We start from the raw sequence: 13,670 nt of genomic DNA on the forward strand, positions 1-13,670 counted from the left end.
GGTCATTCCCAGCGACCAAGGCGCCCGACGATGATCATCTGCGGCCAAACCAGATGGTCTTCTGTATCCAGCCTGCGCCGCCCATGCAGCCCATGAAGTGCTCGTGATTCTCCTTGGCGTTGACGTCCACGGTGTAGCGCTCGGTCTTTGGCATCAGCATCTTCTTGTATTTGCCATCCACGTCGCATGTCTCGCCTTCCTTGCAGACCGTCAGCACCTCGATCTCCTCGGTGCGCTCGACAACGTCCATCTTCTCCGGCCACTTCTCGTTGGCCTCTGCCCTGCAGCGCCAACGCGACTCATCCAGCGGATCGGCATGGTCGCTGAAGCGTGCCCATTCGGTCGCACAACCGCCGGTCAACAGCGCAAGCCCCGCAGCCACGGCCATTCGCATACACGTACCCATCTCCATCATCCTTTCCCTGCCATGTCGCGGTGCTAACGCGCCGCTTCCGGTTCCGGTTGCCACAACCAGCGCTCCTGTTACGACCGGTTCCCAGTTCCACATGCTGCAGGTGCGTGCGCCACGGTAGCGGCCCTGGTTCACGTCCAGGACGCCGCTCTCGATTTCCGGCCGCTGCACGCGCTCATACTTTCCATCCACGTCGTACGTGTTCTTGTCCTGCTCCCTGCTCGTCTCCAGCCTCAACGCCTAAACGGTTCGCAGAGCCACGTCATTCTCCGCTGGCCACTGTTGCCTCGAGTCCGTTGAGCAGCAACCTGTCGAGCAGCCGTCGTCCGCTGCGCCGGCCCCGCCTAGCGGCGATTGAACCAGATGAGCTGCTGCTGCCAGCCGGCACCGGCCATGCAGGCATTGAACTCGCTGCTGCGGTCGGACGCATTGACGTCCACGATGTAACTCTCCTCTTTCGGCATGGGTACCATGTTGTACTTGCCGTCAATGGCGCAGACTTCATCAAGCCTGCAGGGCACCCGCTGGTCCTCGTAGACCGTGCGCGTGGCCACTTCGTTCCGCACCGGCCAGTGCTCGCCGGCCTGGGCCCGGCAGCCCGCGTGGGTGGCACCGAACGGCGGCGCCGCTGCATCCATCCTCACCCATTCCATCGCGCAGCCACTGCTGGCCAGCACGACACTGATCACCCCCAGAAACACCATCGCGCGCGTGATCATCGTAGTTCTCCTGTCCTTGATGCTCGCCCGGAACTCCTGCGGCACTCCGATGGTGTTTGCCGACAGCAAGACTGTCCACGACCGGAATCGCTTCCAGCGCGAACGCTAACCTCCCCATTCAGCCAGCGCTTGGCCTGCCTCGATCCAAACCCAACCCGGCCCCTTCCAGCGCACTGTGCGGCCTCGCGCGTGCAGCAGACCAACAGCTTTCGAGCAGGCCCAGCTACGGGCCGGATCACGTAAAATGGCGGCCATGGACACCCCCACCTTCCCGTACGACACCGCGCGCCTGAGCGAACTGGCCCAGCTGCTGATCGACAACGTCCGCGAACTGGCCCACGCCGGCTGGACCCCGGCCACAAGCAGCAACTTCTCCCACCGCCTGGACGACCGCCATGCGGCGATCACCGTCTCGGGCAAGGACAAGGGCCGCCTGATCGAGGACGACATCATGGTGGTGGACTTCGACGGCCAGGCCGTCGGCCGCCCGCTGCGCCCGTCCGCCGAAACCCTGCTGCACACCCAGCTGTACCGCCGCTTCCCCGAAGTGGGTTGCGTGCTGCACACCCATTCGCCGGTGCAGACCATCGCCTCGCGGCTGTATGCGCCGCAGGGCCACATCCGCCTGGAAGGCTATGAACTGCTGAAGGCCTTTGCCGGCAACAGCACCCATGAGATGGCCATCGACGTGCCGGTGTTCGCCAACACCCAGGACATGAACGTGCTCTCGGCGCAGGTCGATGACCTGCTCGATCGCCAGCCGCTCTGGGGCTACCTGATCGACGGCCACGGCCTGTACGCCTGGGGCCGTGACATGGCCGAAGCACGCCGCCACCTGGAAGCGTTCGAGTTCCTGTTCCACTGCGAACTGGAACTGCGCAAGCTGCGCGGCTGAACCCGCGCGCATGCGCAGATGCCGATCCGGAATCTGCGCCTCGCCCCCACCCTGCTACCCTGTCTTCCCCCCGAGACGTTCAAGCTGCCGCCATGAGCCGACTGCGCATCTACGACGACACCCGCCCCGAATCGCCGCTGCTGGACACCCAGGACGGCGCGGTCATCGCTGCCGAACTGCAGAAGATCGGTGTCACCTTCGAACGCTGGCAGGCCACCGCACCGGTTGCGCCGGGCGCCAGCCAGGATGAAGTGTTCGCGGCGTACCGCGCTGACATCGACCGCTTGGTGGCGGAGCGCGGCTTCAAGAGCGTGGACGTGGCCTCGATCGCCCCGGACAACCCCAACCGCGCCGAGCTGCGCAAGAAGTTCCTCGACGAGCACTTCCACAAGGAAGACGAGGTGCGCTTCTTCGTCGCAGGCTCCGGCCTGTTCACCCTGCACGTGGGCGACAAGGTCTATGAGATCGAGTGCGTGAAGGACGATCTGATCGCGGTGCCCGATGGCACTACCCACTGGTTCGACATGGGCGATGAGCCCAGCTTCGTGGCGATCCGCTTCTTCACCGAGCCGGACGGCTGGGTCGGCCATTTCACTGGCACCGACATCGCGCAGAAATTCCCCCGCTACGTACCTACCCAGGCGTCCTGATCCATGCAGCCCCGCGTCATCCTGACCGACATCGAAGGCACCACCAGCAGCATCTCGTTCGTCAAGAACGTGCTGTTCCCCTATGCCCGCAAGGCCTTGCCGGCGTTCGTCGCCGAACATGGCCAGCAGCCGGAGGTCCGCCGTTGGCTGGACGCGGTGGCTGCCGAGATCGGCGGCGCCTGCCAGGACACCCTGGTGGCCGAGACGCTGCAGGGCTGGATCGACCAGGACCGCAAGCACACCGCACTGAAGGCACTGCAGGGCCTGATCTGGGACGAAGGCTACCGTCGCGGCGATTACACCGCGCACTTCTACCCGGAAGTGGCGCCGGTGCTGAAGGGCTGGCACGCTGCCGGCCTGCCGCTGTACGTGTACTCCTCCGGCTCGGTGCCGGCGCAGAAGCTGTTCTTCGGTTTCAGCGATGCCGGTGACCTCAGCCCGCTGGTGTCGGGCTGGTTCGATACCGAGATCGGCGGCAAGCGAGAGGCCGACAGCTACCGCCGCATCGTGCAGGCGATCGGCGTGCCGGCCGGCGAGATCCTGTTCCTGTCCGATGTGGTGGAGGAATTGGACGCCGCCCGCGAAGCCGGCCTGCAGACCCGCCTGATCGATCGCCTGGATGATTACCCGATGCCGCGCATCGGCCAGGCCGCCAACGGCCATGAGCGGGTCGAGAATTTCCAGCAGATCCAGTTGTAAAGCGACGGGTAGATGCCAACCTTGGTTGGCATGTTCCGGGTGTGCCAACCAAGGTTGGCACCCACCAATGCGGGATGCGCCGCCCTCAACGATCGTTGAGGGTCTTCAGCTTCATTGCTTCGCGCAGGGTCGTAAGGTCCACCGGGCCACGCACCGCGATATCGCGGGTTTCGCCGGGCAACAGGTCCAGCAGGTTCTCTTCGACCTGCACATCCAGCGCACCGAAATCGATCCACGTCGCGCGCACGTAGGCCGCGCTTTCCAGCCGCAGTCGATAGTGGTCGCCTTCGATGGACAAGGTGGCCTTGAGCTTCTGCCGCGGCAGCACCTGGTCCTTGGCCTCGACGAAACCGACCACCTGGCTCGCACTGACCTTGCCATCCTGCAGCAGCTCGAATACCGCCACGGTGCGCTTCGGATCGGCACCGGCCAGCAGCTCGGCATCGCCGAAATCACCGATCGAGATGACGCCCGCCGCCGGCAACGTCACCGCGTCCTCGCGACGGCGCAGCACCTTGCCGTCCACATCCATCACCCGCAGCCGCCAACGTGCATCCAGCGCGGCACCGTCGTTGAGCAACCGCACCCGTGTGCTGCCCTCGTCGCGCAGCACGGCCACCGTCACCGGCGCAAAGAAGCGCCGGGCCGCGAAGTGCAACGCCTTCCAGCGACCGAAGTAGTCCACGCTGGACCACGAGGCCCCCGGCCAGACGTCGTTGAGCTGCCAGTACAGCGAACCCATCGTGTACGGCCGCGAGGCACGATGATGCAGCGCCGCCAGCGCGATGCCATCGGCCTGCATCACCTGGCTGAGGTAGACGAAGTCCTCGAAGTCCTTCGGCGTGCCGTAACCCAGTTCGATGTAATGCAGCAGGCGACTGTTGCCCTCGCCCGCCATGAATTTCTGGTGCGCGCGGATCACCGGGCTGTCGATGCGCTGCTCGGCACGGGTGGCGATCTGGTCCACCGTCGCTACCGACGGCCACGCCTGCAGCCCGTACTCGGACATGAAGCGCGGCGTCTCGCGCAGGTAGGCCTGCACCGGCAGTGCCGGATTGCCCCAGACCTGCCAGTAATGCTTGTCGCCGCGGGTGGAGTCGTTGGCTTTCTCGTCCAGATCGTTGCTGGGCGAACTGGACCAGTACGGCACGCCCAGCCCCTCCTCGCCCACCACCTGGCGCAGGTCGTTGCCGAACAGGTCGACATAGCCCTGCCACACCTTCGCTGCAAACGCCGGGTCGGCCGCCTTCAGGTCGCGGCCGTGGCCCCAGTCCTTCCAGGCGGTTTCTTCCTCGTTGTTGCCACACCACAGCACGATGCTGGGGTGATGGCGCAGGCGGCGCACGTTGTCGCGCGCCTCGGCCGTCACGCTGGCACGGAAAGCTGGATCGTAACCCGGCTGCATGCCGCCGCCAAACATGAAGTCCTGCCAGACCAGCAGGCCCAGTTCGTCGGCGATGTCGAAGAACGCATCGTCCTCGTAGTAGCCACCGCCCCAGTTGCGCAGCATGTTCATGTTGGCGTCGCGTGCGGCGGTCAGCACCTGGCGCAGGCGTGCGGCATCGACGCGTGCGGGGAACGCATCGAACGGAATGACGTTGGCGCCCTTGGCGAAGATCTCCACACCGTTGATGACGAAGGCGAAGCCCTGTCCACCCTTGCCGTCTTCCTCACGGCGCAGCTCAACCGTGCGCAGGCCGATGCGCTGCTCGCGCACCCGCGTTGCATCGGCGCCATCATCCAGGCGGGCCTGCACGGTGTAGCGGTCCTGTGCACCGTGGCCGACCGGCCACCAGCGCTGCGGCTTGACCAGTTCGACTGGTACTTCGACAGCGTTCTGGCCGCGCTTCAACAGCACCGTGCGCTGCACCTGGGCCACGCTGCGGCCTTGCGGATCGCGCACATCGACATTGACCACCGCAGAACCGGCAGCGTTGCCCTGCTCCACCTGCAGCAACACCGCCAGCTTCGCCTGTTCCGCGCTTAATGCATCGGTGCGCACGGCAAGATCGGTCAGGCGGTGCGTATCCCAGGCCTGCAGGTCGACCCCGCGCCAGACGCCGGCGGTGACATAGCGCGGGCCCCAGTCCCAACCGAAGTGGTAGGCCGGTTTGCGCGCGAAGTTGCCGACCATCGCGTCTTTGGGCTCATCCCCATAGGGCGAAGGATAGTTGCCGGCAATCTTGTGCGGCATCGCCTGCACGCCCGGCAGCAGGGTGCGGATGGGCGATCGGAACACGATCTGCAGTTCGTTGTCGTTCGCGCGCAGACGCCCTTCCACGCGCGCACGCCACGTGCGGTGCGCGTTGTCTGCACGCAGCAGCGGCTTGCCGTTGAGGCTGACCTCGGCATAGGTATCCAGCCCGTCAAAGCGAAGCTCGGCATTGGGCTTGGCCAGCGTCGCCGCATCCACGTCGAAGCGGGCCCGGTATTCCCAGGCCGCCAGGCCGATCCATTGCAGCTCGGCCTCAGGCGCACCGACGTATGGATCGCGGATCAGTGCATGCGCCAGCAGGTCGGTGTGCACGCTGCCCGGCACCTTCGCCGCACGCCATTGCTGCAGGCCCGGATGGGCAGCACCCTGGGAATCGCCAGGCAGCATGCGGAACTGCCATTGCGCCTGCAAAGGCGCCGCCGTTGCCGGGAAAGCGGACGCTGCAATCAGCAGCAGGAGCAGACGGACAACGAGGGAAAGACGGTGCACGCGGAGCTCCTGTTTTTCCGCCGGGCGTCGCCCGGCGCTACCGATTTCGGATTGCCAGGCATGGCCTGGCACTGCTGCATTCGAACGATCTTCAGCGCACCACGTTCAACACTTCGTAGCACGCGCCCATGGTGTGGTAATCCACCTTTCCGGCCGGGCTCTTCTCGTCGCTGTACTTGCGGTTGTCGGCATCGAGGATGCGGAACCAGGCACCGTACTGGTGGTCGACGAAGTGTTCCCACGAATACGCCCAGATGCGTTCGTACCACTGCCAGTAGCGGTCATCGCCGGTGCGCTTGGCCATCAGTGCGGCGGTGGCCAGCGTTTCGGCCTGCACCCAGAAGTACTTGTCGTCGTCGCAGACGAAGCTGTCGCCACCGATCGGCGCGCCATCCATGCCCGGCTGCCGGCGCGATTCCGGCGCGAAACCGTAGTACAAGCCGCCCCGGGCGTCGTCCCAGCTGCGCGCCACGGCCACATCGAACAAGTGCTGCGCGGTCGGCACCAGCCAGTCCGCCTGCACGTGGCGATCGAGGATCAGCAACAGCTTGGCCCATTCGGTCTGATGGCCCGGCTGGAAGCCCCACGGGCGGAACAGGTGCTTGGGGTCGTCCAGGTTGTAGTCCCAGTCGATTTCCCAGTTGGAATCATAATGCTCCCAGACCAGGCCACCGGCCTTGGCGGCCTGGCGGCGGGTCATGTTGTCAGCCAGCTGCAACGCGCGCTCGACATAGCGCTGCTCGCCACTGGCCTCGAACGCCGCCAGCATCGCCTCGCACATGTGCATGTTGGCGTTCTGGCCGCGGTAGCCGGTGAAGTTCCACTGGCCATCGGCCTCGTCCTTGTACAGGCCGTACTGTGGCTCCCAGAAGCGCGCTTCCAGCAGCTGCCAGGTCTCGTCCATCCACACACGCGCCTGTTCGATACCGGCCTTCAGCGCGCAACTGTAGGCCAGCAGCACGAACGCCACGCCGTAGCAGTGGTTCATGTCGTCCTCGACCTTGCCATCGCGCAGGGTCCAGGCATAGCCGCCGGTGGCCGGGTTGCGGTGCACCTCGCGCAGGTAGCGCACGCCGTGCTCGACGGCCTCGCGGTATTCGGCATTGCCGAACTCGCGGTAGGCCATCGCGTAGTTGAAGACGAAACGGGTGCTGCTCACCAGGTGGCGGTGGCTGGCATCGTAGATGCTGCCGTCATCACGGAAGTAGTGGAAGAAGCCACCGTCCGGATCGATGCAGCGCGGGTGGTAGAACGCCATCGTGTCGGCGATATGCGCGCGCAGGAACGCGGGCGAACGGAAATCGGGCGAGGCGCTCATGCGGTAATGTCCTGGGCCTGCAGCAGCTGCTGCACTTCATCGAGCGAGGGCATCGCGGCGAACGCGCCCTTGCGGGTAACAGCCAGCGCTCCCACGGCGGCGCCGAAGCGCAGCGTGGCGGTGATCGCCTCCGGGTCCTGGCAGAACGCGGCGAAACCAGCGCCCGCCCCACCGCGCTCCAGCAGGCCGACCAGCACGCCACCGACGAAGGCATCGCCAGCAGCCGTGGTGTCGACCGTGGCCACGCGGAAACTGGTGACCGTGCCGTGGTTGTCGCGGGTGTACCAATGCAGCGTAGCCGCACCGTCGGTAACGATGACCCAGCGCGCCTGCGCGGCCAGCAGGCGCCGCAGCACCGTCGCCTCGCCATCAGCGCCCAGCGGCGCGGCCAGGTAGTCCAGCTCCTCGCGCGCCAGCTTCACCAGATCGGCGCGTTCCAGCGCCTGCCACAGGCGCGGCGTCGGGTCCTCGTTGGCCGGCCACAGCGCGGGACGCAGGTTGAGGTCCAGGCTGACCACCGCACCGGCCACACGGGCACGATCCATGCCGGCAAAGGTCGCCTCGGCGATGGCCGGCTCGGTCAGGCTGTTGGAGCAGACGTGGAAGCACTGCGCGCTGTCGAGGCAGGCGGCCTGGAAATCGCTGTCACGGAACAGCAGGTCTGCCGCTGGCGGGCGGTAGAAGCTGAAGCTGCGCTCGCCACTGGCGTCGAGCGCGACGAAGGCCAGCGCGGTCTTCGCCGCATCGGTACGCACGATGTAATCCGTGCCCACGCCGTGCTCGACCAGGCTGTCGGCCAGGAAGTCACCGAACATGTCACGGCCGAGCATGCCGACGAACTGGGTCTTGGCGCCCAGTCGCGCTGCCGCCACGGCAACGTTGGCCGGCGCCCCGCCGGCGTACTGCAGGAACGCGCGCGGCGTATCGGCCGAGGCCGGCGGCTGCGCTAGTAGATCGATCAAAATTTCGCCGAAGCAAACGATGGAACCCATTCCGGACTCAGCCTCCCTGCGTGCGGACAGCCGGCGGGCGCGAGCCCACAAGACCGTAGAAAATGATGTAGACGTAGCAGATCACCGGCAGCACGAAGCTCAGGTGCAGGCCGATGCGGTCGGCCAGCATGCCCTGCAGCAGCGGGATGATCGCGCCGCCGACGATGGCCATGATCAAGAGGCTGGAGGCCTTGTTGGTCAACGGTCCCAGGCGTTCGATGGCCAGCGAGAAGATGGTCGGGAACATGATGGAGTTGAACAGACCGGTCGCCACGATGCCGTACAGCGCGACTTTGCCGCCCGACGTCAGGGTGACGACCAGCAGCACCACGTTGGCAGCGGCGAAACCGGCCAGCAGGCGGCGCGGCGAGAATTTGGCCAGCAGCCACGCGCCGGCGAAACGGCCGACCATGGCGCAGCCCCAGTAGGCCGACACGTAGTTCGTGGCCTGCTGTTCGGTCATGCCGCCGATCTCCGGCAGCGCCAGGTAGTTCACCATCAGGCTGCCGATGGACACTTCGGCGCCGACGTAGAAGAAGATGGCCAGCACGCCGAACAGCACGTGCGGGTGCTTGAGGGCATCCAGCAGCGTGTGGTGGCCGCTGTCGGCCTGCTCGGTCGACTCAGTCAGGCTGGGCAGGCGGAACAGGTAGACGAACACCGCCAGCAGCACCAGCGCGATGGCCAGGCCCACGTACGGGCCCTGCACCGACTGCGCCTCGGCGGCACGGTAGGCCATCTGCTCGGCCACCGGCATCGCGTCGATCTCATCGCCGCTCTTCACTGCGGTGCTGAGGATCAGGAAGCCACCAAACAGCGGTGCCAGCGTGGTGCCCAGCGAATTGAGCGCCTGCGCCAGGGTCAGACGGCTCGATGCGGTCTGTTCCGGGCCAAGCAGCGCGACGTAAGGATTGGCAGCGACCTGCAGCACGGTGATGCCGCTGGCCAGCACGAACAGCGATGCAAGGAAGGCTTCGTAGGTGCGCAGCGCGGCCGACGGCCAGAAGCCCAGCGCGCCCACGCCTGCGATCAGCAGGCCCGCGATGATGCCCTTCTTGTAGCCCAGACGGGCCACCAGCCGACCGGCCGGCACCGACATCAGGAAGTACGCGCCGAAGAAGGTGAACTGCACCAGCATCGCGCGGGTGTAGTTCAGCTCGAACACCGCCTTCAGATGCGGGATCAGCACGTCGTTGAGGCTTGTCAGGAAGCCCCACATGAAGAAGATGGTGGTGGCGACCGCCAGAGCAGCACGGGCATTCATGACCGGTGCCTGGCTGCTGGAGGAACCCGGTGGACGGGGCGTTGCGGAGATCGGCATGCGGTACGCGCCTCGTTGCGCGGAAGGTCGTTGTTGCGTGGAAGGGGTGTATGGAAGGAATCAGTTCGGCCGTGCTGCACTGCTTTCGCGGATGCGCAGCTGCACCGGTGCGACCGTGCGCCGTGGCGGCGCGTCCGGTTCGTCCAGTCGTTGCAGCAGCAGCGCCGCAGCTTGGCGGCCACGCTCGCGCGGGTCGGCGGTGAGCGTGGTCAACGGCGGCACCGCCACCGCAGCTTCGGAAATATCGTCGAAACCGGTAACGGCAAAATCGCCGCCCGGACGGATGCCACGCGAATTCAGGCCCAGCATCAGGCCCAGCGCGACGGTGTCGTTGTAGCAGACCGCCGCACTCGGGCGATGGCCGTCGGCAAACAACTCATCGGTGCGCGCGGCGGCTTCCAGACGGTTCGGTGCAGATTCGATCATCCAGCCCGGCGGCAGCGACAGACCGGCCTCGGCCAGCGCCTGCTGGAAACCGGCACGGCGCTGGTGGCACGAACTCGATGCGGCGTGGCCGCCGAAGAAAGCAATCTGGCGATGGCCGCGCTCGATCAGGTGGCGCGTGGCGAGATAGGCGCCGTGCTGGTTGTCGAGGGTGAGGAAATCCCAGTCAGCCCCTTCAAGCTCGCGGTTGAACAGCAGCACGTTGGCATTGGCGCCCAACGCCTGCCGCAACTGCGCGGTATCGCTGCCCTCGGCCGGTGACAGGATCAGGCCGGCCGGGGTGTGCTCCATCAGCGTGGACAACACCGCCTGCTGGCGCTCCGGCGATTCACCGGTACTGCCCAGCAGGGTCACGTAACCGCGTCCACCCAGCGCCTCGTCCACACCGGAGGCGAATTCGGCGAAGAACGGGTTGGACAGATCGTTGATCACCAGCGCGATGCTTGATGACGTGCGCCGGCGCAGGTTGGCCGCCGCGCGGTTGTAGACATAACGCTGGCGGCGCAGTTCGGCCTCGACCTTGGCGCGGGTATCGACGTTGACCAGTGGGCTGCCGCGCAGCACCAGCGACACGGTTGCCCGTGACACGCCGATGGCACGCGCGATGTCGGTCACCGTCACCGCCTTGCCGGCGCGCTTGCTGGGACTGCTGCCGTTGTCGTTCATCGTCTTCCCGGACTCCGCTGGATGCTCAAGCCTAATGGATCAGGGCCCTGTCGTGCCGTGGCGTTCGCTGGGTCACCGCGAACGGCACAGTCCGTCTCAGCGCAGCTGGCTGCCCGGTGCCGCGCACCAGGACACCGGCAGGTCCTTCACCGCCGTGCCCCAGCCCTGCTCCGGCGCCTTCGCGTCGAGCGCGAACTGCAGCCGCGGGCCCTGCTGCAGCCGGTTCCAGTCCAGCCACACCGGTGCATGCGCCTGGCCATCGACCTGCACGCCCTGCACGTACTGCAGGCGGCGGCCATCGGCACCCGGCGCATCGATGCGCAGCGTGCGGCCATTGCCCATGTCCACTTCCACCTTGCTGAAGCGCGGGGTGTGCAGCAGGAACTGGCCGCTGCCCGGCACCGCCGGGTACACGCCGATGGCACTGAACAGGTACCAGGCAGACATCGTGCCGAGGTCATCGTTGCCGGTCACGCCGTTGGGCGCATTGGTGAACAGCTGCTGCGCGGCACGCACCACGGCCGCGGTCTTCCACGGCTGGCCGATCAGCGTGTACAGCCACGGCGAGTGCAGGTCCGGCTCGTTGTTCGGGTTGTAGCGGAACTGGTTGTAGTAGCTGTACGGCCCCACCACCCACTCCTTGCGGGCGGCATTGAGCGGGTCGGCCTGCAGCGCGTCCATCGCGAAGAAGGCATCGAGGCGGCGGCCGGCCTGTTCGCGGCCGTCCATGGCTTCGACCAGGCCCGGCACGTCCTGCTGCGCGAGCCACTGGTACTGCCACGCCGTGCCTTCATGGAAACCGTGATGCGAGCGCGGGCTGTAGTGGCCATCGGCCGGCGTGTACCACTGGCCATCTTCGGTGCGCGGGCGCGGGAAACCGGTGAAGCCGGTCTCGGCGTCGCGCACCTGAGGGTCCCACACCTTGCGCCAGTTGCGGCCGCGCTCACGCAGCGTCGCCGCGTCCTGCGCGTGGCCGAGGCCATCGGCCATCTGCGAGAGCGCGCAATCCGCCAGCGCGTATTCCAGCGTCGCCGAACCGCCGTGATGCGGATCGACGTCCATGCCCTTGGACGGGAACGCGCGGTCGTAGACCACGTAGCCCTTGTCCAGATAGGTCGGGTTGCCGGAGCGGCCAGCCATGCGCGAGTTCAGCGGCGGCGTGCCGAACGCGTTGCGGCGCAGCGCATCCCAGGCCTGCGATTCACGGCCCTTGAGCGCGCCGAAGCGCCACAGATCGACCATGAACGGCGTAACCGGATCGCCGGTCATGATGTTGGTCTCGAAATTGGCATAGCCCCAGCGCGGCAGCCAACCGCCCTGCTCGTCGATCGCCAGCAGGGTACGGCCGATGTCACGCGCCACGTCCGGGCGGGTCAGTGCCAGCCACTGGTTCTGCGCGCGGTAGGTATCCCACAGCGAGAAGTACTCGTAGTAGGTCCAGCCATCGGCACGATGGATGCCATCGTCATAGCCACGGTAGCGGCCGTCAGCGTCGTTGCCGGTCATCGGCTGCAGCAGCGCGTGGTAGACCGCGCTGTAGAACACGGCGCGGTCGTCGGCGTTGCCGCCCTGCACACGCACCCGGCCCAGCTGCTCACGCCACGACTGCTGCGACAACGCACGCATGCGGTCGAAACCGAGCAGCGCTCCAGCCTGCATGCCATCTGCGCGCAGATTGATGCGCGCGCCTTCGGCATCCACGTGCGAGATTGCGCTGACCGCCGTCACCGACTGGCCCTTGGCCAGGTCGAAGCTGAGCCAGGCACCGTTCGGCTTCTGCTCGCCTTCCATGCTGTGTCGCGCGCCGGGCAGGCCACCGCCCTCGCCCCAGGTGCCATGCGCCTTGAACGGACGGTCGAACTCGATGCGGAACCAGGTGGTGTACTGGTGCCCGCCACAGAAACTCTTGGTGACCAGCTTGCCTTCGACCACGCGGTCGCCGACCACGTCGACCACACTGCCGATCACCGAGTGGCGTTCGTTGGCCTGGCCGACGTTGACCAGCACGTGGCCATCGCCCTGGCGCTGGCTGAAGGTGTAGCGCTCGGCGGCGGCGCGCGTACGCGCGGTGGCCTCGGCATCGATGCCGCCGTAGCTGGTCAGCCGCACCTTGTAGTAGCCGGCCTGGCCGATCTCGCCGTCATGGGTGTAGTTCGAGGCGTAGGCCTTGTGGTCGAACTGCTTGGCGTTGCCGGTATCGAAATCGCCGCCGGGACCGATGCTGCCGGTGACCGGCAGGATGGATACCTGCCCGCCCTGCTCCCAGCACCCGGCGCCGGAGATGAAGGAGTGGCCGAACCCGCGGATCTTCTCATCGTCATAGCGCCAGCCGGAATAGTGGCTGCCGATCGGGCTGACCTGGATCAGGCCGAATGGTGCCGACGCGCCCGGGAAGGTATTGCCGTCGTCCTTGCTGCCGATGAAGGTGTTGACCTCACGCTCCAGCGCCGCCGGTGCCGCCTGCAGCAGCATCGGCACGGCCGAAAGCGCCAGCAGGCAGGCCAGGCGCGCCAGCGGGCGCGAGGTCGATGGGACGGCGGGAGCGGACGGCACTGGACGCATGTCGGGTTCCTGTAGTCGATAATGCGGAGGCTGACGGCCGGGGCCTTCCGGCACCGTTCCGCTGAGCCCCGCCGTGACCGGCAGAGAGCTCCCCCTGGAATGACGCCCGACCCACGCGACCGTGGATTTAGATCGATTCAAGTAGAGCATGCGGCTTCAGCCGAATGCATTCTGCGGCGCAGCATGAGAGGGGGTGCTCGGCAGGGCTGCGCCCTGCACCTGCCGAAGCCGAAGCCGAAGCCGAAGCAACAGCAAAAGCCGGCTATCCGTGGGATGGCGGGGTGGGTC

Annotated in this window: 11 protein-coding genes; 3 read left to right on the top strand and 8 right to left on the bottom strand. The window is 66.5% G+C overall.

All coding sequences use genetic code 11. The annotated features are described in order from the left end of the window. Positions 1-34 precede the first annotated feature (34 nt). On the bottom strand, positions 35-604 hold the full coding sequence (locus R1H25_RS14660; RefSeq protein WP_317223942.1) for a hypothetical protein: 570 nt from the start codon (positions 602-604) through the stop codon (positions 35-37). A gap of 152 nt (positions 605-756) precedes the next feature. Further along, entirely contained in the window at positions 757-1,131 is a 375-nt protein-coding gene (locus R1H25_RS14665) for a hypothetical protein (protein ID WP_049447157.1), read from the bottom strand. 253 nt (positions 1,132-1,384) lie between these two features. Here R1H25_RS14665 and R1H25_RS14670 point away from each other — a divergent pair, with 253 nt between their 5' ends. From R1H25_RS14670 to mtnC, 3 genes are all read left to right on the top strand, one after another. Beyond that, entirely contained in the window at positions 1,385-2,026 is a 642-nt protein-coding gene (locus R1H25_RS14670) for a methylthioribulose 1-phosphate dehydratase (RefSeq protein WP_088479935.1), read from the top strand. A 92-nt stretch (positions 2,027-2,118) separates the two neighbouring features. After that, positions 2,119-2,676 (top strand): acireductone dioxygenase, encoded by a 558-nt coding sequence (locus R1H25_RS14675; protein ID WP_094001930.1) that lies wholly within the window; start codon positions 2,119-2,121, stop codon positions 2,674-2,676. A gap of 3 nt (positions 2,677-2,679) precedes the next feature. Continuing rightward, a complete protein-coding gene (gene mtnC / locus R1H25_RS14680; protein ID WP_317223943.1) occupies positions 2,680-3,375 on the top strand; it encodes an acireductone synthase in 696 nt (231 codons plus the stop codon). Between the two features lie 85 nt (positions 3,376-3,460). Here the strand turns inward: mtnC and R1H25_RS14685 are convergent, their stop codons facing one another. The 6 genes from R1H25_RS14685 to R1H25_RS14710 form a co-directional block, all read right to left on the bottom strand. Next, positions 3,461-6,079 carry a glycoside hydrolase family 2 protein gene (locus tag R1H25_RS14685; protein WP_317223944.1) on the bottom strand — a complete coding sequence of 873 codons (2,619 nt, stop codon included), beginning with the start codon at positions 6,077-6,079 and terminating at the stop codon, positions 3,461-3,463. 91 nt (positions 6,080-6,170) lie between these two features. After that, the gene (locus tag R1H25_RS14690; RefSeq protein ID WP_317223945.1) at positions 6,171-7,397 is read right to left on the bottom strand and encodes an AGE family epimerase/isomerase; all 1,227 of its coding nucleotides are present in this window, start codon (positions 7,395-7,397) and stop codon (positions 6,171-6,173) included. Then, entirely contained in the window at positions 7,394-8,389 is a 996-nt protein-coding gene (locus R1H25_RS14695; protein WP_317223946.1) for a carbohydrate kinase, read from the bottom strand. The genes R1H25_RS14690 and R1H25_RS14695 overlap by 4 nt, the downstream gene beginning before the upstream one ends. A gap of 7 nt (positions 8,390-8,396) precedes the next feature. Beyond that, entirely contained in the window at positions 8,397-9,653 is a 1,257-nt protein-coding gene (gene fucP / locus R1H25_RS14700) for an L-fucose:H+ symporter permease (protein WP_226053507.1), read from the bottom strand. A 117-nt stretch (positions 9,654-9,770) separates the two neighbouring features. Further along, positions 9,771-10,820 (bottom strand): LacI family DNA-binding transcriptional regulator, encoded by a 1,050-nt coding sequence (locus R1H25_RS14705; protein ID WP_049447170.1) that lies wholly within the window; start codon positions 10,818-10,820, stop codon positions 9,771-9,773. A gap of 96 nt (positions 10,821-10,916) precedes the next feature. Further along, a complete protein-coding gene (locus R1H25_RS14710) occupies positions 10,917-13,382 on the bottom strand; it encodes a GH92 family glycosyl hydrolase (protein WP_373695567.1) in 2,466 nt (821 codons plus the stop codon). Between the last annotated feature and the right edge of the window lie 288 nt (positions 13,383-13,670).

This window comes from Stenotrophomonas veracruzanensis (assembly GCF_032911525.1).
Lineage (GTDB): Bacteria > Pseudomonadota > Gammaproteobacteria > Xanthomonadales > Xanthomonadaceae > Stenotrophomonas > Stenotrophomonas africana.